Here is a 20,619-nt window from a genome sequence, read left to right on the forward strand (position 1 = left end):
ATTTTTATGGAGTGAAAAGCGAACAGGCTATGGGATGAAAAGGATTTTGTCATCATGGTGTTAACAAAATCCGATCTCTTCATTGTTTTTTTAATTGATATAATAGTGGAAGAAGATTGGTTGCTATTTTGTAAACCTTAAATTTCATCGGTCAACCGAAATGTTTGTCATTGGCGAACACCCTGAGCTTCGACAAAGACCCAAGAGATGTTCGGAAATGCCGAAGACCACAAAAATAAAGGGGAAACCGGATTTTTGATGAGAAAGAGATCCGGTTGAACAGTCAGAAACTTGGTCCAATAGAGGAGATGCTCGGAAAATAAAGGATAAACCCAATAAAAATTAAGGGGTACAGCGAACGCCTTCTCAATCCATACACCTCAGGCAGGAGGATTGAAACGCAAGCTGGATGGGCGCATTGTAAGTTGGGTCAATGTCTCAATCCATACACCTCCGGCAGGAGGATGAAACTTTCTGGCGAACTTCGGCACTTCTGATAGAAGAAGATTAATAAAAACACCAATGAAAGCCTATCTCCATTCATGAAAGGAGAAGTCCGATTTTACAGGAGGATTCCATGTATCGTTTACGCTTGATGGCAGACTCGCCATATCACCGGAATACAGTTGGAGTGTTGTCAAAGCGATTCCATGCGTTTGTACTGAGGTCAATCCAAAGCCAGTCTCCCGTTTTGTCTCAACTTCTTCATGACAGAAAGAAACGGCAGGTATTTTCGACCCATCTGTTGTTGAAGAAAGGGGAGATGTGGATTAACACGCCGAATCGGGAACTGATTTCTTGTATCCAACAGCATTTGTTGCTTCATCCGGAAATTGACTTGATTGATTGGAAAGGAATCGTTCAGGAGTTTCATTGCCAAACATACTCCCGTTCTTTCATAGAGGAGAAGTTTTCACCCAATTTCACCCTGCATTTTTTGACTCCGACCACCTTTTATCAAAGAGGGAACTATTATCCCCTTCCTGAACTGAAACGCTTATTGTCCAGCGCAGCCAAAGCGTATGAGATTTTCAGCGGGGAACCGGTTGACTGGGGGGATCTTGAACCGCTGGTTCATCTGATCCGGATCGAGCAGGTGGAGGTGGCCACCGAGCGGGTTCATTTCGGAGAATTTAACGTCATCGGATTCAAGGGGAAAATAGCCATGAATATTAAGGCTTTGCCAAAGGAAAAGCAGCAAATGGTTTGGAAATTGATTTCCTATGGGGCACTGATGGGGTTTGGCTACAAGACTGCGTGGGGATTGGGACAAACCATGCTGGATCCCTTGGAGAAGCGACACATTTCCGAACACAGGGGGGCTTCGAAAAAATCCCCGGAGTTGTTCGGAAATCCCAAAACCCGCATGGGATAAGAAAAATCACCTTCAGAGAATGATTGCTAGGGGTCTGGATAGCCGAATTTCCTGTTATGACAAGGAGATGTTCGGAAAGCCCTAGAGAGAGCCAAAGACGTTGAAGGTTTCAGCGAACGCCGTCTCAATCCATACACCTCGGGCAGGAGGATTGAAACTCTTTTCTCTCCAAAGGCAATTTCCTCAATAGCATGATCCGTCTCAATCCATACACCTCTGGTAGGAGGATTGGAATATCATCAACAGAAAAACCGAAACGCATTCCTCTGAAAGAACTTCAAGCTGCTGCAAAGACCGGGCGAATTCAGGAAGAAGATATCGTTGAACGCAAGCAGGAACTGGAATGTTAATCCGAGGGCACAAATTTCCATAAAACAACAGGGGAAAACCATAAGTTTGTAAAAGCCGGGGAAATTTTGTTCTGATCCGGGCTTTTTTTGTTCTGTTCAGCTTTCTCCATGATCACGGTTTATCCTAACTTTCGGAGATATGTACAAGCCAATTAGCATAATCTTTTATCTGTGTCTGTCATGTTTACTGATTCAATCAGTGATGCGTTTAACATGTACCTAAGCCGGATTACGTTTTCTTCAAAATGAAGAAAAAGGTTTGTGAAAGGTGGCGATTCGAATATGAGATGTTTTGGTGAACCCGAGCCGTTTGATGTGGTTGCGCTTAAAGATCCGTATGAGTTCGACCTGGATATCGATCCACCGCGTTCGTAGGGGAGTTGTTACGTGAACTGTATTCAGAAGAAGAGATGATCCAGGATTTAAGTGTGATCAATAAAGAATTAAAAGCGCAGGAGACCGAAGTCGAAAAATTACAGGAATGGTAGCACATTTCCATGTGAAACGGTTTCCTCGGGGCTGCATTACTGGTCAGGACATCCCGGATCAGCAATCAGCCCATCCGTTGTTTTCGGTGTTCGCTGCTTCTACCCCCAAATTTTTCACATTTTCAGGAAAAAATAAATCAGGATATTGACACTACCATCTACTTAGTAATACTATATAGATGTACTAAGTGTTACTAAGTAGAGGGGATGCTCGCTTTGGAAGATTTGACCGAGATGCTAAAGGGTATTTTGGAGGGTTGTGTACTCGAAATCATCAGCCGGAAAGAAACTTATGGCTACGAGATCGTGAAAAAGTTGAATTCCCTAGGTTTTGAAGATGTTGTTGAAGGAACGGTATACACGATTTTACTGAGGCTAGAAAAGAACAAATTAGTCAACATTCAGAAGAAGCCTTCTAAAATCGGACCGCCACGAAAGTTCTACACACTCAATGAGGCGGGTCGAAATCAACTCCAAACCTTTTGGCGTAAATGGGATTTTATCGCATCAAAAATAAATGAATTAAAGGAGAATAAAGATGGAAATTAATATTTTTTCGATTTTACAAAGATGGAAACAAGAAAAAGCGGAATATAGACGTTACAAAAAACGGATTAATTCTCTGCCAAGGGATTATCAGATCGTGATGAATGAGATTGAGAATTTCTTATGGACTTCTGCAGCCGATCATGACTCTGCCATGTTCATGTTTAAAGTGCTACAAGATGTACTGGAATTTTTTGAATCAAAAGCACAAGAGGGAATGGATGTACTTGATGTAGTGGGGCAGGATGTCGGTGGTTTTTGCGATGATCTGTTGCATGAGCTTCAAGGGCAAACTTGGAACGGAAAAAGAAAAGAACAATTGAACGAGAACATTCGTAAAAAGCTCGGTAGAGGGGAATAGGCTTTTTGGGGTCAAAGATTAAGTTGAAGATTTTACGTTGCAGATCGTTTCCTGCATTCGGTTTTCAAAGAACTACTACTATTCGAACAAAGGTCTTCCAGGCTTGCGAGAGGGGTAAAAATCCTCTTCCCTCGCCTGACGCTCGCTCTCATCCCCATAGCTGAAGCAGAGCTTTCGCAAAGACAGAACAAAGGAGAGATTCATGATGGGACAAAAAAGCAGAGGATTCTCCAAAGCAGGGTTGCGTAGAATGCGTGACGTGCTGGAACGGCATGTCGAGTCCGGGAAGATTCCTGGACTTGTCGCCCTGGTCAGCCGGTGCGGTGAGACTCACGTCGAAGCGATCGGGACAATGCGCCATGACGGTGGCGCGCCGATGCGCCGGGACACGATCTTCCGGATGGCCTCGACATCCAAGCCGGTTACGATGGCAGCGGCGATGGTCCTGCTCGACGAGTGCAAGCTGCGGCTGGATGATCCAGTAGAGCAGTGGCTGCCTGAACTCGCCAACCGGCAGGTGCTGAAGCGAGTCGATGGCCCGCTCGACGAAACCGTGCCTGCGCGAAGGCCGATAACCGTACGGGATCTGTTGACCTCTACGTTCGGGCTTGGAATGGATTTGACGTCGCTAGACTTTCCAATCATGGCTGCAGTTTTTGAGCATGGTATATTCCCTCAAAGAATGACAGATTATCCTGAGCCGGACGAGTGGATGCGCCGCCTTGGAATGCTTCCGCTAATGTACCAGCCTGGAGAGCGCTGGCAGTACCACATCAGTCACGATGTACTCGGCGTACTTGTCGCCAGGGTAACAGGGCAGCCATTCGCTACGTTCCTGCACGAACGGATCTTCGATCCATTGGGGATGAAGGACACTGGTTTCTATGTGCCCTCCAACAAGATTGACAGGTTGCCAACCGCCTACAGCCCTGATCCGCAGACCGGAGAGTTTATCGTATGGGACGAAGCTGCAGGCGGACAATACAGCCAGCCTCTGGCGTTCCAGTCAGGCGGCAGTGGGTTGGTCTCCACCGTCGACGATTATCATTCGTACTTCCAGATGCTGCTGAATCACGGAATGCACGGGACCAAACGGATCCTGTCCCGGCCTGCCGTCCAGCTGATGACCACCAACCGCCTCACACCCGAGCAACAAGCTGCCCGAGACGCACTGGCCAAAAATAACGTACATGTATCGTTCGGCCAAGGGCAGCATGGCGGCTGGGGATTCGGGATGGCGGTGCGCACCTATCGTGGCGACTACGCGTCCATCGGTCAGTTTGGCTGGGACGGTGGTACCGGCACCTCGGCGTACGCTGACCCGGACAAACAGCTCATCGGAATCCTGCTCACCCAGGTCGGGATGTCCACCCCGGATTCAGCGCGGCTGATCCACGACTTCTGGACTATGGTTTACCAAGCAATCGAAGACTGACCGAGCCCGTTCCCCTCTTTTCATATTCTTACAATTCGCTTTTAAAGCGGAAATGGCCAAAGTCAGAACGGGGGGCTTTGGCTTCGGCCTTAAGTTGCATGGCGGTGTTATTATGAATTTGAGGTTTACACCTGATTGTGTTCCTTCAAGTGCGCAAACCAATCGTTTCCGAATATGGATGTTGCAATTTCACTTAATATTTTGCTGATGCTCTCATGAATGACATGATCGGCCAAATAATCCAAAGGAGTGGAAGTTTTGTTGATGATCATGATTTTTGAACCTGTTTCATGTGCTAACTCCACCAATCCGGCAAAAGGATAAACTTGAAGAGAAGTGCCCATTACCAGTACCGTATCTGCTTGTTCTACTTCTTGAACGGCTGAATCCCAAGCATCCGAGTCCAGTGGTTCGCCGAACAGAACGATTGGCGGACGAATCGGCGCTTTACAATTCTCATCTGTACAATAATAAGTGCATTGGCGATAAGCAGTGGCGGGATACTCTTTTCCACAGCGGGAGCAGACCAGATAGCGCATATGACCATGTACTTCGATAACCCTCTGCGTTCCTGACAGTTGATGGAAACCATCGATATTTTGCGTAAGAAGCGCTTTTAAAATTCCTTCCTTCTCCAGTTTAGTGAGCACATAATGACCAATATTGGGTTTATGTTTCAATAGGTCTTCAATGCGCATTTGGTAGAATTCAAAAAAGTCATCTGTTCCGATCGCTTGCGGACTGGCGATTTCGTAAGGATCTCTTCCGCACCAAAGCCCGCCTTGTGAACGAAAATCGGGAAGGCCGCTTTCTGTCGACATACCCGCACCAGTAAGGGCAACCAGATGGTTGGAGTTTTGGATCAACTCAATAAATTCTTTCATAAAGTTCACTCCTCTTTTACAGCATCGTGATTACCTGTCATGATTTTACTCCAAATCCAAAGGTTCCTTTAAATCGTCGCCATCTTTATAAAAAGGCCTTGCTTCTTTTTCTTGATCCCGTAAGCATTCATCGTTTCTCTTTCCCATTGACCAGATTGATGAATCGTCCTTTGGTATGAAACCATACTGTCCAACGGGTCACCGATCGGTTGGGATATGAAAAACGAAGCGTGGTTGGTTGTCTGTCAGTCTTTGCCTGTGTGCAGGGCAATCGGGTTGGGTTCGCCTCCATCAAGGAACTTATGTTCGCATTCCTGGCCGTTTCGTAAAATGGGGGACTGTGTGTCTCTTTTTTTATGCGCTTTTTTCATTCCCCTTTTGATCATGACGCGGAAGAAGTCTGACTCAGTTTTTTATGAGGGGTGCACTGTGCGCCATCCACCATCGCAGTAAAAGATGAATGAAAAAAGAGGCGGTTTCCTAAAGACCGCCTCAAATTTCCTTTAGTATTTAATTCCGTTGGGACTTCATATTGAAGCAACTTACATGGTGCTGGTGTCAATCACGAAGCGATATTTCACATTTGAAGCCAATACGCGTTCGTAGGCTTCATCAATTTGGTCGGCTGAAATGACTTCAATCTTAGGAACTACATTGTGTTTTGCGCAGAACTCGAGCATTTCCTGCGTCTCCCGGATTCCTCCAATCAGTGAACCTGCAAATGAACGGCGTTGACCGATGAGAGACATTACGTTTAGTGACAACGGTTCCGCGGGAGCACCAACGTTAACCAGCGTGCCATCCAGAGTGAGCAGTGACAAGTACGCATTCAGATCGATTTTTGCACTTACCGTGTTAAGAATTAAATCAAATGTTCCGGCCAGTTTCTCGAATGTTTCCGGATCGCTTGTAGCGTAATAATGATCTGCGCCTAATTTCAGGCCATCTTCTTTTTTCTTCAATGTTTGCGACAGAACGGTAACCTCGGCCCCCATGGCATGTGCAATTTGAACTGCCATATGACCAAGACCGCCCATACCGACAATGGCCACTTTTTTACCTGGTCCGGCACCCCAGCGTTTTAGCGGCGAATAGGTTGTAATACCGGCGCAAAGTAATGGTGCTGCAACGTCAAGCTCAATGTTGTCAGGAATTTTTACTACGAAGTCTTCCTTTACGACAATGTGGGTGGAATATCCGCCTTGAGTAGGCTCGCCGTATTTATCCACACCGGCATAAGTAGGAACCATGCCATTGAGACAGTATTGTTCTTCTCCCTTACGGCAGTTCTCACACTCTCCGCAGGAGTCCACCATACATCCGACCCCTACCCGGTCACCTACTTTGTACTTGGTGACCTCAGCTCCTACATCCGTGACAATGCCCGCAATCTCGTGTCCGGGAACGAGTGGATAGTTTACAGGTCCCCATTCGCCGCGGGCAGTGTGGATGTCGGAATGACAAATGCCAGCATATTTAATTTCAATCAGGACATCATGCGAATCAAGATCGCGCCTTTTAATTTCAGCTGCTTGAAACGGTTTGTCCGGACCATAAACAGCTCGAGCTTTGGCAGTGATCATTTGCAAACCTCCAATAATTTAAATATTCTTGTAAAAAGAAGCGATGTTTACTTCAAATTCTAAGTAAAGAATGCTTCCAACTATTCAACTGGAATCAATTACATCTTGTCGTACAAATCACTATCATGTAAAACTACAGATGATGTTTATTCATTATATGTCAATAATTTATAATAAAAATGTAAACAAAACAAGGCGTATTACTCGTTAATTCGATCCAATTTGTTGTTTAAACAACAATTCGATAAAAATTATCAATCACCCTGGGAAAGTGTTGGTGCAATTTCATGGTAAAAGTGGACAGAAGAATTATCAGAACCAGAGAAGCGATTAAAAAAGCATTTCTTGAGTTGATGTCAGAAAAAAATTTCGATCGCATCACCATTCAGGATATTGCCGACAGGGCCAATATCAACCGTGCAACCGTTTATCTTCATTACTTGGATAAATTTGACCTGTTGGATAAGATCATTGAAGAGCATATCAAGAATATGAGTAACATTTGTGAGTCGGAAGCGGAATTGGATTGGATTGAATCGACAGTACACTGCATGGAATATCTTGAAAGGAATTATTTATTTTTCTCGACGATGCTGGCGAGTGAAGGAGCTCCCTATTTTCGCAGCCGGTTCCTTCAGTTTAATATCGAGGAATTCAAAAAAGACGTTGATATAACCAAAGGCAAAAATCTCGGTCAAAATGCAGATGTAGTGGCCCAATTTGTTGCAAATGCTTACGTGGGTGTCGTGGAATGGTGGCTGAAAAACGGAATGCCTCATCCACCACGGGAAATGGCAGAGAAAGTAGGGGAACTTTTAGCAAGGATTTTGTAAGTTTCAGGGGCCATATGGATACGAAAAGTCGGAAAGTGGAATACGCCATCAAGTAAGGATTTGAAGTTACGTTTGTCGGTGAAGATTCGACTCGGGCGGATTTACCGTTCCTGTTAGATGTGCTTGGAAGGGCCGTCCGCTTGGGCGTGAAGCGGATTAGCATTTCCGATACAGTGGGAGTGGCCACGCCGGAATCGGTGGCGCTTCTCACCCGTATCGTCAACAGGCTTTTCCCGGTGTAGTCGTTTCGATGCACTGCCATGATGATTTTGGACTGGCCACGGCCAATGCGCTTGCCGGTGCTCCAAATGAACAAAACACCCCCATAAACACGCCCCGCTGATTTCAAAGTATAAGGTCACTTTGAGAAAGAATAGGGGAAGGGTTTTGATCCGAAATGAAGTTAATTGTTTTGATGTTCCTGTTCATATAAAAGAATGGAAACAACGCCTGAACACCCAGGTTGGATGCGCAAGCGCTTTTTGTTCGGTTCAATTGCTCAGCTTTTTGTATTTCCAAAAAATATAGGCTCTTCTGGAGATGACGGTCCCCAAAGAGAGGGCCAGCAGTCCAGAAGTAATGAGATTTGCATGGGACCAGATGCCGGTAAGTTCCTGGCGAAGCAGGAGTTTGATGCCAATTAGGATAAGCCAGACAATCACCCCAATTAGGGAGCCCTTGGCGATGATTTCTTTGGAATGGGGGTCGACCCGGATTTCAGTCAGTGCCCCTCGCAAAATGCCAAGCAGGATACCAATCACAAATCCGAGCATAATGACGAGTATATGGAACATGTCAGCAACAAAATCCTTATGCATCACGTTATAGCTTAAATAAAGCATGATCAGCGGCAGTATCCACATATTGACCACTTTGATCCGGCGCTCTTGCAACTGGCGTTTCACCAACCAGATCATGACCAGTATAATTACGACAATCAACAAGGTATTATTCATACCGATCCCTCATTTGTGTACTTTGTTTGATTGGATATGGAGACTTGTTTTCTGTTTAGCAATTCAAACATGACGGGAACAACAAGCAAAGTCAGGGGGGGGAACTGAACAGCCCGCCGGTGATAACGATGAGCCCGCCTTCAGCAAAGTCAAGGGCTAAGGGCAACAGGGCAAACATCGTGCATAAGGCAGTCATCCAAATGGGACGGAAGCGGACAGTTCCAGCATCGATCAGGGCTTCTCTAATCGATTTTCCTTGTTGCCACTGCGTTTTTGCCCGGTCGATCAAGATGATGGCATTGGTTACCACAATGCCGATCAACATCAAGGCACCAATCAGGGAAGGGATGGATAACAGCTCACCGGAGAGAAATAAACCGAGAATACTTCCGATCAAGGCCATAGGCAACGAGAATAGTATGGCAAACGGCGAACGGCCTTCAACAAAGGTTACGACCATCACAAAATAAACAATTCCCATCGCGATCAAGAGCGCCATTGCAAATTGCGGAAAGATTTGTGATTGTTGTTCAGCTGCTCCATTAAAGTTGACTTTCGCATGTGCTGGCAAATGGAGCCGATTGAGGACTTTTTTGGCGGCAGTGGTGACGTTGCCAAGTTGATTGTCAGCCACTTTGTCTGTGATGACCGCATAATTGGTGCCAATTAAATGATAGAGTACATTAGGTTTGTTTATCTTTTTCAAAGTAGCGACTTGGGAGAGGGGGATAAGTTGGCCGTTGCTGAACGGGATATAAATCTTGAGTAAATAGACGGAATTGTTTATATCATACGATTTGATCGAAATCTACGACGGCAACTTTTGATCTCCAAGTAATATATTATCTTGTTTGATGGAAGCGAACAATGCCCGGATTTCCAATCCTACTTGCGCTGTGGATACTCCATATGGGTCCGCCTTGGCGGGATCGATTTCCACGAGTGTCTGTTCTGTTTCGTCTGTCAGTTGCTCTTCACATCCGATAACCCGGGGATTTCCTGCAGTGCGTTGATCACCTGGTCTGAAATCTGTTTCACCTGGTCGGTCATCGGCGCCTGGAACGGACGGGTTAGGGGTTGACGGAAAAGAAGAAGACCGCAAAAATAAAGGGGAAACCGGATTTTTGAGACGAAAGAGATCCGGTTGAACAGTCAGAAACTTGGTTCAATAGAGGAGGTGCTTGGAAAAGAGATAAACCCAATAAAATTAAGGGGTACAGTGAACACCGTCTCAATCAATATACCTCTGGTAGGAGGATTGAAACCTAAAAGCATCCATCACAAATATAAACTCATCAATCACCAGTCTCAATCATTACACCTCTGGTAGGAGGATTGAAACTTCTGTTTCATCGATTCTTTTGATTCTGTTTCATTGTCTCAATCAATACACTTCCGGTAGTTCAATGGGGCACTGATGGGGTTTGGCTACAAGACTGCGTGGGGATAGGGACAAACCATGCTGGATCCCATGGAAGAAGCGACACATTACCGAACACAGGGGGCTTCGAAAAAATCCCCGGGGTTGTTCGGAAATTCCAAACCCCGCATGGGATAAGAAAAATCACCTGCAGAGAATGATTGCTAGGTGATCTGGATATCCGAAATTCCTGTTATGACAAGGAGGCGTTCGGAAAGACCCGAAGAGAGTCAAAGACGTTGAAGGTTTCAACGAATGCCGTCTCAATCAATACACCTCATGTAGGAGGATTGAAACGATATGGATAGATGGGTATGGGGAGAAAAAGAGGATGGGGTTTCAATCAATACACCTCATGTAGGAGGATTGAAACTTCGACGATGGTTCGGGTAGGGGATGGTGGAATAGTCTTAATCAATACACCTCCGGTAGGAAGATGGATTAATAAATACACCAAAGACAGCCTATCCCCATTCATGAAAGGAAACGGGTCATGTCCAAAGTTCACCAAGTGCACAGCAAATATCGTGACCGCTTGCTTGGGATTATCGCTGAGTTGCTCCACGATCCCGGTCCCCACCGGATCAAGGATACTGCTGAACGTTATGGTGTTTCTCAAGAGAAGAGACGAAGGGATCGCAATGATCTGATTGAAAAACTCAACAAGGTTAACCAGAAAGAATACATCCTCCGTGGCCGGGGGTATTACGCAGGCAATTTTGTGCGGGGAGTTGCCAATCTATCCCCTGAAGCTTGCGCCAAGTGCAGCCTTTGTTGAAGGAAGATGGGGAGAAGGCGTATCGCGAACTTCTGGAACACACCTATTCTGTTTTAAATCCGGAAGATGTTCGCAGGTTGAAGGAATGGTCCGATTTCTATTTTGTGAGCGAGTACGGATATCCTCAGATCCGAGGTCATTTTTATCATTCGCTGCAGGAAGTGTTTGAAGCACAAGGAAAATATTCGCTATTTTGTCCCGTATGCGGTCTATTATGCCAATGCGAACCGTTCATTCATCTTCGCGTGTGGGCATGAAAGAAGAGGTTTGGATTTACAAAAAAAACCACGCTCAACAATATATCAATCAGATGTTGGAAGCAGAGCACGGAAAAAGTAAGGATGACTATGTGATTCGGATTTATGACAAGGAAGTTTTTAAGCGAATTCGGGAAAAACAATGGCATCCTGAACAGAAGATTATCCCGTTTGAGGGAGAAGGGGCTGTAGGTGAGATTCAATTTTCAAAAGTGTCCAGCTGGTTGGAGATGAAGAAATGGGTTTTGGGGTGGGGAAGTGCGGTTGAACTGATCCAGCCGGTCGAGAAACGAAGGGAGCTTTGTGAAGAAATAAAAACATGAACTTGATGACATACCTCAAGCTCTTTTCGTAAGAAATGGGCTTGGGGTTGTATATTTCAGGGAGATAAACAAATTAAGGAAAATAAATTTATCGATCAGCCAGATTACAAAGTTCTCTATGTTGACCGTTTCGAGTTGAAATTCTCTGGATGCGTTGGTTCTGAACGTAGGAAGCCTTTCTTCGGAATGTTTTTATTCCCATTTCGACAAAAAAGGCGATTGACCTTCTTTTGTCAACAGCTTCAGGAGCTTCCCTTTTATGGAAAGCTCCTTTTTCTGCTACATTCCCATTATATGGTATCCTGCATCTACATGAAGCACTTCACCCGTTATTCCTCTAGACAAAGAGCTTAACAAAAATAATGTGGCGTCCCCTACTTCGCTTTGATCAACGTTTCGTCTAAGTGGGGCCTTTTCCGCAATAGTACCCAAAATATCGTTGAATCCTGAAACGCCTTTTGCGGAAAGAGTACGAATCGGGCCAGAGGAAACAGCATTAACCCGAATGTTATATTTGCCAAGATCCTCTGCTAAGTACCTTACACTTGCCTCCAATGCCGCCTTTGCAACACCCATCACATTATAGTTTTTCACGACACGTTCGGCACCGAGATATGACTGCGTAACAATGCTTCCGCCATCCGTCATTATTTTTTTCGCTTCCCTGGCAACCGCAACAAGCGAATATGCGCTGGCGTTTTGAGCTAAAAGATATCCTTCGCGTGAAGTGTCCACATATTCGCCACGTAGTTCATCCTTTTCTGCAAATGCAATGGAATGAACAAGACCATGGATAATCCCTACTTTTTGTTTAATCTCAAGAAAGGCGTTTTCAATACTTGCATCATCGGAGACGTCGCACGAAACTGTGAGAAGAGGAGTGATTTCAGCCTCGGACAATAATGCAGAAAGCTTCTGGAAAGAACGTTCTTTCCTATATGTAAATATTAAATTTGCACCTGCTTCATGTAGTGATTTTGTAATTCCCCACGCCAGGCTTCTCTCGTTCGCCACACCCATAACTACTACGTTCTTTCCCGACATCAAGTTATTCATATGTTTCCTCCTTGGAAAAGCTCGACCTCCTTGTACATTATAATCTTTTTATGGCAAAATTGTTCAGTCCTTAACGTGTTCTCAAATCATCTGCAGAGCTTGCAATACATCCGCTTTCAGATCATCGATATGCTCGATGCCGACCGAATAGCGCACGAAATTGGGCGGAATCCCAGCAGTCCTCATTTGCTCCTCGTTCATCACTCCACCCCACATCGCCGCAGTGTGTACCACCAGTGAATCGACCCCGCCCAGGCTGACTGCGTTAAGCGACAGTTTCAATGCAGAAACGAAACGCGCAGTCGCCTCATAACCTCCTTTGATTGCAAAGGCGATCATTCCGCCGAAACCGCTCATCTGGCGTTTCGCTAACTCGTGTTGGGGATGGCTGGGAAGACCGGGGTAATATACCCGTTCAATCTGCGGCTGCTCCTCCAGAAACTTTGCCAAAGCGAGGGCATTGGCGTTAATGCGTTCAATCCGCATCGGAAGCGTACGCAAACCACGCAATAGCAACCACGCGTCCATCGGCGAAAGAACCGAGCCAATGGAGATATGGGTATGCCAAATACGTTCGGCCAACTCCTCGCTGGTGCAGATCACACCTGCTGTCAAATCATGGTGTCCCCCTAAATATTTGGTTGCGCTGTGAACGACCACATCGGCACCCAGCTCATGAGGACGCTGATTGATCGGCGACGCAAACGTATTGTCGGCTACGATGATGATACCACGCGGGCGGGCCAACTCCGCCACAGCAGCCAGATCAGTCACCACCAGACTTGGATTGGCCGGCGACTCCACCATGATAAGCTTTGTATTAGGCCGAATTGCTGCGGCAAAGGCTGAGACGTCTGCTTGCTCAACTAGTGTCACTTCGACACCAAATCGCGGTAGCATCTCGTCCATGATCTTCGCTGTACTCATATAATGCCGCGTCTGTGCAATCACATGGTCGCCTGCGCTGACCAGCGATAGAAGGGTCGTAGCGATCGCCCCCATCCCGGAGCCGGTTACCAGTGCGGTTTCTGTGCCTTCAAGCTCAGCCATCACCTTCTTTACGCGCTCATGCACCGGATTGCCATAACGGGTGTAATACTGTGGATGGCGAGGAGTTCCCGCCATGTCCGCGAACTCGATGGAATCTTGTGCACGGAACGTGGCTGAGTAATAAATAGCCGGAGCCACCGTCCCATCTTTGGTCACCTCATCATCGGCGTGTATCACCAAAGTTTCGTTTTGGAGTTTGCCGAGGATCGGATCTTGATGATCATTCCGTTTGTTCATACTCTCTCTTCCCCTCTAGGTACCCGTTTTCTTCAAAGGACGCTCAGCCGTATATTCTGTTTCATCAAATACGCTAGTTTTTACAACGAACTTATTACAGATATCTCCAATGCCACATTGCTGATTAAGCTTATTAAAACCTCCCTCACTCAATTCGAGTGCAATCTTCATTCCTATTAAGCATCATAATTTTATCTGAATTATAACATTTATTTAGATGTTTTTGTATTTGTTTGATAAAGTAATACAAAATTCTGCTTTTTATAGAGTATTGTTAGGACAATCACTAACTACCCGCAAATATCCACAAGAGCGTAAAAAAGAGCTGGAGAATACTCCGGCCGAGCTTGATGACAAATCTCAAGCTCTTTCCGTAAGAAATGGGCTTGGGGTTGTATATTTCAGGGAGATAAACAGATTAAGGAAAATAAATTTATCGATCAGCCAGATCACAAAGCTTTTTCCTCTCTTCGAGAGGAGCAAGGCCAATTTTTTGATGTTTTGTGTAACGGCAATTAGGGGGCATTGCTCCTTAACTTTGGCAAGCCCCCTGTAGCGTGCATAACGAAGACCATGAAGTTCCTTTGCGTCAGGAAGCTGAGCTCAATGGTTTCGCCACGTCGTTTGTATAGTTGTTTTCCTCTTTCACTTAAACGGTTTTTTCGAACCCACTCCTTGGAGTTTTCCCACACATGGCGAGTAACGACCTTTTGATGGGATTTGGAGCGAGTACAACGGGAGAGGAACGGACAGTTCTGGCACACATTTGGGTTTGACTTGTAATCGCGGTATCCTGTACGATTTGTGGTGTTTTTTTATTGTCCGATTTTCGGTCAAGGAAAAACTGGCAACCGCGGAACCGCAGGCTGAATTGGGCGTTTACGCAGGATGGGGGTTTTCCGGTTGTACCTGATGAAGAGCGCAAAGCAACCCGCCGGATATTGACCTGAATTTACCGTCGGTCATGATGACGCCGTGCTGTCCTTTACCATCCGATATCGATTTGCATTTAGATGCCATAAGACAAAAACCATTCAACATATAAATGAAAAGGAATAAAGACAAAAGAATCACCCCGGAGCCCAGCCTCACATAAGATGGTATGTCTGCGTTGATGAACGGGTGGAGGTGGAGCCGATTGCTGTTAACTGCGGTGGCGATGATGATCAAAGAGGTAATCGCCTTTATTTCTTATATCAAGAACAACGCTTTCCCACAACCCCTGACGGAGGAGGAAGAAGCCGAGCATTTGCGGCGCATGGCGGATGGTGACCCGGATTCGAGAAATAAATTGATCGAGCACAACCTTCGGCTTGTAGCCCACATAGTGAAAAGGATATAGACACAAACCGAGGTAAGAAAATCATGATGAAATCAAGGGTTGAGCTGGGGATGGTGAAAGCGTCAAGGAATAATGTGGTGATTGAAAAGCGGATTGTGAATGAGGGGAAGCCGGTGATTTTTGTTGAGTGAAAAGTGTACAGGCTATGGGATGAAAAGGATCTTGCCATCACGGTGTTAAAAAAATCTGATCTTTTCATTGTTTTTTTAATTGATATAATAGTGGCAGGAAGGTCGGTTGCTATTTTGTAAAAATTAAGTTTCAGGTGACCGAAGACAAAGTGGAATTTTATGTTTGTCATTTGCGAACACCCTGAGCTTCGAAAAAGACCCAAGAGATGTTCAGAAATGCCGAAGACCGCAAAAATAAAGGGGAAACCGGATTTTTGAGGCGAAAGAGATCCGGTTGAACAGTCAGAAACTTGGTCCAATAGAGGAGATGCTCAGAAAATAAAGGATAAACCCAATAAAATTAAAGGGTACAGCGAACGCCGTCCCAATCATTACACCTCCGGTAGGAGGATTGAAACGGCCATCTCAAGTCGTCTTTTCGATCCCATATCCGTCTCAATCAATACACCTCCGGTAGGAGAATTGAAACGATTGCTTTGGCCATTGCTCCATCTCCTCCCATGAAAATGGACAAGAAGTCTTAGCTTCTTGCCCGTTTGATCTTTCTCCATAACCATTGGAACCATCTTTGGTACCAAGGCGGCTGATATGCTTCAACGGCCTTGTGAACCTGGGCCAGCACCCACCGAAGTCTCCCGTTCACCTGAGACCCGGTAAAGCGCAAAACCTTCCATCCTCGAGATTCCAAAAACTGATCTTTCCTTCGGTCATGTGCTCTTTGCTGATAGGATGAATGGTAATCGTGTCCATCCGTTTCGATGGCGATCCGATACTTGGGAATGGCAATATCAATGAAGTATTTTCCACAGGGAACTTGTGTTTTTAGAGTATATTGGTTCTTCAGCGCATTATAGACCTTCCGTTCAATGGGACTTTGTGTTTTGGCATATTGAAAATCCCATTGAATTTTTTCTCCCAGTATCCAGGACTCTACCGCCATCACAATGGAGCGAATGAATGCTTGAGAATGGGACAACTGCTGAATTTGCTTGTACCGTTTCTTTTGCCGGATGCGGATGTTTTCTTGCAAATACGAACGAAAACGATACAAACCGTTGTCATTCATCCCCTCTTTCAAGGCTTCTATTCATACTATTCATTAAAATTATACAAAAGAGGAGGAGCGAATTCCAACAGCGTCAAAATCGAGGATGCTCCTTCTCCCCCAATAAAAAAACCCTCCTGTATCTCGTATATAAGGAATGAAAAAAATTTCATTTTTATCTCGCTTTAAGCCGATCCGTTCCCCATATATATAAGTGAGGGGGTTTTTTTGCTCATTATGTCCTTTTTCATTTATTCACTGAGCGTATTAATAGTGAGGGGGAATTTTTTCGTCATTTTGCGCGCGCACACCTTTTTGCGTCGTATATAAGGAATGAGGACGTCCGATCTCGGGCGTCCTTTTTTATATCCAAAGGAGGGATTTGATGAGACAACCGGTGACTTGGGAGCAGTTAGGTATCATCTTGGCCTTGATCTCTCTTGTGGTGGAGTTGATGAAATAAGCTGCCCGAAATCCCTGGGCAGCTACTTCAAATCAGTGTCCTTGGTTGGGCTTTTCTTTTCCGTCGGGGCAGTCATAACTTCTTCATTCGAGATCTCATCGAGGAGCCTATGTAGTCTTGTATCCGTTTCATCCTATGAATTGGAATCGCTCTTTTGAAATACTTTTCATTTTTGATTTGGTTTACTTGTGTAACGATACCCTCTTTCAAATAGAGACACCACCATACTTATGGCAGGGAGCTGGTCGCCAACGGAGTGGATATTGCCACGGTTGCGGAACTGATGGGTCACTCGGACATTAATGTCACGAGAAGATATGCAAAGCCAACGGAGAGAGAATTGGAAGAAGCGGTATCAAAAGTGTTTGGATAATAAAAAGAGAGGCGATGAGACGCCTCTCGGAGCTTCGAAAAATTATTCCAAATACTCTAGGTACCCCCTAAATAAAACAGAGCATATAAAAACGGAACCATAAATTTCCTTTTAAGCAATAGATCGGTTCATCTACGTTAGATAATGAAGGTGTATAATAGGAAAATCATTAATTTTGGAAGATGGTAAAGAAGCTGTCTGTATCTCTGGGTCTGATTGCGTTGATGTTCGGTCTCTTCTTTGGGTCGTGAATCCCAGACCTATTATTATTTGGAGCGGAGTGAAACATTAAAGAAATGAGTAAGCGCATCACTTTTAAAAATCGTTAAAAATGAGGGGGGTTGTAGATCAAGTTCCATTGAATCCATTTTGGAATTAGAACTGTGGCCAACATTTTGAAATTCTCCAGCGGCAGGGCCACAGTTCTAATTCCAAAGGCCAATCTATAACTTCGAATGTTTCTTAAATGTCTTGACAAACGGGGGTTCATTGGGTAGAATATTAAAAAATTATTTATATGATAAATAAATAAAAGCCGCGCACACCCCTGTTAACATCGTATATAAGGAATGAGGGTGTATTCATTTACAAATCTTGATCATAACCATAAATCTCAAAATCCTTATTGTATATAGAACGAACCAGGTTCTTTAATTCTTCGTCATAAAAGCTTTCGTAAGTCGGTAACTTGCCAGATTGAATGGTTTCTCTCGTGAATTTAAATTCAGAAAAGCAACCCTTTTCGATCATTCTGTGGGAGTTATGGTGGGGGCTTTTAAAAAGGGAAGAATGGGACTTTTTCAATTTATACTTTTGTTCGATTTTTGAAAGGTGATGATCAAAATCCTCTAAATAAATATAATTATTTTTAACATATTTTTCCTCGTTGTCGAAATATTGTGGAAAACAATGGGAATCAATCGAACCTCCCGGCAAGTTTATTTTGATATAATGGATAAATTGTTTAAATGAAATCCCTTTGTTGCTGTTTTCATCATTATACAAAGATTTATTTATCTTGCGATATTCATCGGTTTGAGTGGATAATACCTGAATAAATGCGCTAACCGATCTTTTATAGGGATTTCTCACCAATTTATAACAATCTTTGATTTTTATTTGGTTCATTAACCTCTTTTTATAATTATTTTCATTAACATAGTTATATCTATACCAGTGGACTCCCCCCGAACGCTCTGCTTCTTTTAATAAGCCTAATTGAAAAAAAAACCAATTAAACAGGGAAGTACAACCACTTTTTTGAGACCAAAACAATACAATCGGAAAATTTGGATGAAACAACGGAACCCAAGTGTTAAGAATAGGGTTTTTATTAAACAAAACACAATCCCCCCCCAAACTATTTCCTTCTATATTATTCTATGAATTTATTTGATCAAATTCCACTCCAATCGAAACATTCGATCAAATGGGGCTTTCGGGTAGGGCAGGCTCCTTTTGGACTATTTCGTGGATATTCAAAACGTGGCTGCTCTTGCTGGACATGAATCCATCGAAACGACTCGGCGCTATACAACACCATCGGAAAGAGAGCTTAGAAAAGCCGTTGAGCTTGCGTCAAAATTTCACAATTCATAGCCGCCCGAATGTAGTCGAAATCGGTTTTTTGGCTATTTGATCCAAATGTGCTTTTCAAGCGTCGGAATAGCAGATTTACGTTTAGAAAAACTGACGCATAGCCTCTTCGGAGCAGTTGATGATGAATAGAGGCGGCCAGGTGACTTTTGCCATTGCCGACCGGACCGAAGAAATATAATCCGGCGTCCTGCTCCTCGAACTTCTCAACAAACATCTTGGCGATTTTTAGGCCATTTTCTGTTCCGGCTCGTTGTTCAAAGTTTTGGAAGGATGCCTGTTTTAACTCATCATCCATCAAACCATCCACGTACAGGCGAAGGATCCGGGCCCGTTTTTCGGCAAGTTCCCTCTCTCGATCCTCTTGAAGAGCCTTTTCCTTGACGCAGTTGCATACTGGTAGCGGATGAAACGGACAGCCAAACAAGATTAGATTCAACCGTCGAATCTCTTTATTCCCAGTGTGTACTCTTCTGGCTTGTCGTCATGTTTTTCAACATGAATCCACATCGAATAAGAAACAACATCGGAGTGATAATTTTTCCATTTGTCCCATAATTTTCTGATGATGTTTGCGGAGATCCGTCCAGTTTTTCTGTACAGCCTTAATGTGTCAATATATTTGACTACGATTTTTAAATTTACGGGCAAGGGGTTGGAAGCCATTTGGCTTTCAACAAAAGAGGTGATCTCATCAAATGAGGAGAGAACTTCTTTGGGTTTTCCGGGGCATTTCGTCTCTTTTAATTGTTCCTTTTCTTGTTTTTCTTTTTTTCTTCTTCTTTTTCTTGTCCCCGTATCGTTGACGAATCGTCTGACGAATCGTTGAGCGCATTCGTAAATAATTTCTTAATTCGTTCATTCTCAATCTTTTGCATCACCAGTTCCAGCAGACTCTTGTCTTTAACTTGTTTAAGTTCTTTTTTGACACAATCCTCAACCGGCTTCCCTTCGCGGTTGAAATTGTATCTCCCCCAGTTGAGCAGTGCGATTTCTTTTGTTTCCCTGTTGTATCTGATGACCTTGTGGTAGGTCTCAAACCGTTCCAACAAGCAATTGATACTTTCGATTGAGTATCCCATGTCGAAAGCCATCTGTTTTTTTGTTATGGAATAGACGCCTATTTGAGTCGTTGAGGGATTCGTCAGTAAGTAGAGATAGAAATATTTGTCCTCTGGAGTCATTTCCTCAATCACCTTCGGATCTTGCCAGAAAGAAACATGTACTTGCCTATAGATCGCCATTTCCTTCCCCTCTCTTGATTAGGGAGGCAGACGATGATCCGGATCCATCCTGCGTGATCACGTTGCAAACCTCCTCTAATCTCCGCTTTCGTTCAGAATCCGTAATATCAAGAGCCATGAGTTAAACACCATCCTTCTGATTCATATCGAAGCAACTGACTTTAAAAAAATAGTCCAGTTGAAACCTAGAACCTTGGCAATCTTTTGGGCACTTTCCACACTGGGATTACGTGCGCCAATTTCTATATTGGAATATCCACTTCGGCTGATTCCTGCCTTTTTAGAAACCTCATTTTGCGTCATTTTTGATTTAGATCGGATCTGGATCAGCCAATTCCTCCGATGCATAGTTGCACCTCCTTTTTAAAACTTGAACGGGTGCCTCGATATGAAGCATCGTTTAATTTTATTATATTGTTTCGTTATGAATCAGTCAACATTTTTTTCTTCGATACGAATCAAGGTATATCCCGATTCAAAACGAAGCATTATT

General features: G+C 44.3%; 17 protein-coding genes and 5 pseudogenes. 10 read left to right on the forward strand and 12 right to left on the reverse strand.

Annotated elements, in window-relative coordinates:
- Positions 1-577 precede the first annotated feature (577 nt).
- From cas6 to I8U18_RS01250, 4 genes are all read left to right on the forward strand, one after another.
- Positions 578-1,375 carry a CRISPR system precrRNA processing endoribonuclease RAMP protein Cas6 gene (cas6, locus tag I8U18_RS01235; protein ID WP_033100928.1) on the forward strand — a complete coding sequence of 266 codons (798 nt, stop codon included), beginning with the start codon at positions 578-580 and terminating at the stop codon, positions 1,373-1,375.
- Positions 1,376-2,429: 1,054 nt separating this feature from the next.
- Positions 2,430-2,762 (forward strand): PadR family transcriptional regulator, encoded by a 333-nt coding sequence (locus I8U18_RS01240; protein WP_198055258.1) that lies wholly within the window; start codon positions 2,430-2,432, stop codon positions 2,760-2,762.
- Positions 2,752-3,120, forward strand: coding sequence for a DUF1048 domain-containing protein (locus tag I8U18_RS01245; protein ID WP_033100927.1), 369 nt, complete (start codon positions 2,752-2,754; stop codon positions 3,118-3,120). The genes I8U18_RS01240 and I8U18_RS01245 overlap by 11 nt, the downstream gene beginning before the upstream one ends.
- Before the next feature lie 205 nt (positions 3,121-3,325).
- Entirely contained in the window at positions 3,326-4,555 is a 1,230-nt protein-coding gene (locus I8U18_RS01250) for a serine hydrolase domain-containing protein (RefSeq protein WP_198055354.1), read from the forward strand.
- Positions 4,556-4,680: 125 nt separating this feature from the next.
- Here the strand turns inward: I8U18_RS01250 and I8U18_RS01255 are convergent, their stop codons facing one another.
- Both I8U18_RS01255 and I8U18_RS01260 read right to left on the reverse strand, forming a co-directional pair.
- Complete coding sequence (locus tag I8U18_RS01255; protein WP_052154164.1) at positions 4,681-5,439, reverse strand: NAD-dependent protein deacylase; 759 nt, start codon at positions 5,437-5,439, stop codon at positions 4,681-4,683.
- Positions 5,440-5,981: 542 nt separating this feature from the next.
- Complete coding sequence (locus I8U18_RS01260; RefSeq protein ID WP_198058883.1) at positions 5,982-7,022, reverse strand: NAD(P)-dependent alcohol dehydrogenase; 1,041 nt, start codon at positions 7,020-7,022, stop codon at positions 5,982-5,984.
- Between the two features lie 287 nt (positions 7,023-7,309).
- Between I8U18_RS01260 and I8U18_RS01265 the strand changes: the two genes are divergently transcribed.
- Both I8U18_RS01265 and I8U18_RS18110 read left to right on the forward strand, forming a co-directional pair.
- Positions 7,310-7,855: a TetR/AcrR family transcriptional regulator gene (locus tag I8U18_RS01265; RefSeq protein WP_033100924.1), complete on the forward strand. Its 546-nt coding sequence runs from the start codon at positions 7,310-7,312 to the stop codon at positions 7,853-7,855.
- Between the two features lie 74 nt (positions 7,856-7,929).
- A pseudogene (locus I8U18_RS18110) lies at positions 7,930-8,097 on the forward strand (hypothetical protein); the annotation flags it as partial.
- A 249-nt stretch (positions 8,098-8,346) separates the two neighbouring features.
- On the opposite strand, the gene I8U18_RS01275 reads toward I8U18_RS18110, so the two are convergent.
- On the reverse strand, positions 8,347-8,811 hold the full coding sequence (locus I8U18_RS01275) for a CcdC protein domain-containing protein (protein WP_198064402.1): 465 nt from the start codon (positions 8,809-8,811) through the stop codon (positions 8,347-8,349).
- Between the two features lie 91 nt (positions 8,812-8,902).
- Positions 8,903-9,619: an efflux RND transporter permease subunit gene (locus I8U18_RS01280; protein WP_198064478.1), complete on the reverse strand. Its 717-nt coding sequence runs from the start codon at positions 9,617-9,619 to the stop codon at positions 8,903-8,905.
- Positions 9,620-10,724: 1,105 nt separating this feature from the next.
- Between I8U18_RS01280 and I8U18_RS01285 the strand changes: the two genes are divergently transcribed.
- Entirely contained in the window at positions 10,725-11,009 is a 285-nt protein-coding gene (locus tag I8U18_RS01285; RefSeq protein ID WP_198064403.1) for a hypothetical protein, read from the forward strand.
- 214 nt (positions 11,010-11,223) lie between these two features.
- Entirely contained in the window at positions 11,224-11,589 is a 366-nt protein-coding gene (locus I8U18_RS01290) for a WCX domain-containing protein (protein ID WP_160173840.1), read from the forward strand.
- A gap of 279 nt (positions 11,590-11,868) precedes the next feature.
- On the opposite strand, the gene fabI is transcribed toward I8U18_RS01290, so the two are convergent.
- From fabI to I8U18_RS17660, 3 genes and pseudogenes are all read right to left on the reverse strand, one after another.
- Positions 11,869-12,645 (reverse strand): enoyl-ACP reductase FabI, encoded by a 777-nt coding sequence (gene fabI / locus I8U18_RS01295; RefSeq protein ID WP_033100918.1) that lies wholly within the window; start codon positions 12,643-12,645, stop codon positions 11,869-11,871.
- An 81-nt stretch (positions 12,646-12,726) separates the two neighbouring features.
- Complete coding sequence (locus I8U18_RS01300; RefSeq protein ID WP_198064404.1) at positions 12,727-13,932, reverse strand: trans-sulfuration enzyme family protein; 1,206 nt, start codon at positions 13,930-13,932, stop codon at positions 12,727-12,729.
- A gap of 360 nt (positions 13,933-14,292) precedes the next feature.
- Positions 14,293-14,741: pseudogene (locus I8U18_RS17660) on the reverse strand (transposase); the annotation flags it as partial.
- A 305-nt stretch (positions 14,742-15,046) separates the two neighbouring features.
- Between I8U18_RS17660 and I8U18_RS01315 the strand changes: the two are divergent.
- Positions 15,047-15,268: pseudogene (locus I8U18_RS01315) on the forward strand (hypothetical protein); the annotation flags it as partial.
- Between the two features lie 657 nt (positions 15,269-15,925).
- On the opposite strand, the gene I8U18_RS01320 reads toward I8U18_RS01315, so the two are convergent.
- Positions 15,926-16,471, reverse strand: coding sequence for an endonuclease domain-containing protein (locus tag I8U18_RS01320; protein ID WP_198055266.1), 546 nt, complete (start codon positions 16,469-16,471; stop codon positions 15,926-15,928).
- A gap of 677 nt (positions 16,472-17,148) precedes the next feature.
- Here I8U18_RS01320 and I8U18_RS01325 point away from each other — a divergent pair.
- Positions 17,149-17,286: pseudogene (locus I8U18_RS01325) on the forward strand (tyrosine-type recombinase/integrase); the annotation flags it as partial.
- A gap of 585 nt (positions 17,287-17,871) precedes the next feature.
- On the opposite strand, the gene I8U18_RS01330 reads toward I8U18_RS01325, so the two are convergent.
- The 4 genes and pseudogenes from I8U18_RS01330 to I8U18_RS01345 all read right to left on the reverse strand — a co-directional run bounded on the left by I8U18_RS01330 (position 17,872) and on the right by I8U18_RS01345 (position 20,474).
- Complete coding sequence (locus tag I8U18_RS01330; RefSeq protein WP_198064405.1) at positions 17,872-18,627, reverse strand: sulfotransferase family 2 domain-containing protein; 756 nt, start codon at positions 18,625-18,627, stop codon at positions 17,872-17,874.
- Positions 18,628-18,841: 214 nt separating this feature from the next.
- The gene (locus I8U18_RS01335; protein ID WP_198064406.1) at positions 18,842-19,321 is read right to left on the reverse strand and encodes an ATP-binding protein; all 480 of its coding nucleotides are present in this window, start codon (positions 19,319-19,321) and stop codon (positions 18,842-18,844) included.
- A 313-nt stretch (positions 19,322-19,634) separates the two neighbouring features.
- Positions 19,635-20,126: pseudogene (locus I8U18_RS01340) on the reverse strand (DnaD domain-containing protein); the annotation flags it as partial.
- A gap of 141 nt (positions 20,127-20,267) precedes the next feature.
- Complete coding sequence (locus tag I8U18_RS01345; protein ID WP_198064408.1) at positions 20,268-20,474, reverse strand: helix-turn-helix transcriptional regulator; 207 nt, start codon at positions 20,472-20,474, stop codon at positions 20,268-20,270.
- Positions 20,475-20,619 lie beyond the last annotated feature (145 nt).

The sequence above is a fragment of the Thermoactinomyces sp. CICC 10522 genome (assembly GCF_016055075.1).
Taxonomy (GTDB): domain Bacteria; phylum Bacillota; class Bacilli; order Thermoactinomycetales; family Thermoactinomycetaceae; genus Thermoactinomyces_A; species Thermoactinomyces_A daqus.

Excerpts from the sequence above, each read along its gene's own strand:
- cas6 (WP_033100928.1), top strand. The coding sequence starts at position 578 with ATGTATCGTTTACGCTTGATGGCAGACTCGCCATATCACCGGAATACA.
- I8U18_RS01245 (WP_033100927.1), top strand. The coding sequence starts at position 2,752 with ATGGAAATTAATATTTTTTCGATTTTACAAAGATGGAAACAAGAAAAA.
- I8U18_RS01250 (WP_198055354.1), top strand. The coding sequence starts at position 3,326 with ATGGGACAAAAAAGCAGAGGATTCTCCAAAGCAGGGTTGCGTAGAATG.
- I8U18_RS01255 (WP_052154164.1), bottom strand. The coding sequence starts at position 5,439 with ATGAAAGAATTTATTGAGTTGATCCAAAACTCCAACCATCTGGTTGCC.
- I8U18_RS01260 (WP_198058883.1), bottom strand. The coding sequence starts at position 7,022 with ATGATCACTGCCAAAGCTCGAGCTGTTTATGGTCCGGACAAACCGTTT.
- I8U18_RS01265 (WP_033100924.1), top strand. The coding sequence starts at position 7,310 with ATGGTAAAAGTGGACAGAAGAATTATCAGAACCAGAGAAGCGATTAAA.
- I8U18_RS01275 (WP_198064402.1), bottom strand. The coding sequence starts at position 8,811 with ATGAATAATACCTTGTTGATTGTCGTAATTATACTGGTCATGATCTGG.
- I8U18_RS01285 (WP_198064403.1), top strand. The coding sequence starts at position 10,725 with ATGTCCAAAGTTCACCAAGTGCACAGCAAATATCGTGACCGCTTGCTT.
- I8U18_RS01290 (WP_160173840.1), top strand. The coding sequence starts at position 11,224 with ATGCCAATGCGAACCGTTCATTCATCTTCGCGTGTGGGCATGAAAGAA.
- fabI (WP_033100918.1), bottom strand. The coding sequence starts at position 12,645 with ATGAATAACTTGATGTCGGGAAAGAACGTAGTAGTTATGGGTGTGGCG.
- I8U18_RS01300 (WP_198064404.1), bottom strand. The coding sequence starts at position 13,932 with ATGAACAAACGGAATGATCATCAAGATCCGATCCTCGGCAAACTCCAA.
- I8U18_RS01320 (WP_198055266.1), bottom strand. The coding sequence starts at position 16,471 with ATGAATGACAACGGTTTGTATCGTTTTCGTTCGTATTTGCAAGAAAAC.
- I8U18_RS01345 (WP_198064408.1), bottom strand. The coding sequence starts at position 20,474 with ATGCATCGGAGGAATTGGCTGATCCAGATCCGATCTAAATCAAAAATG.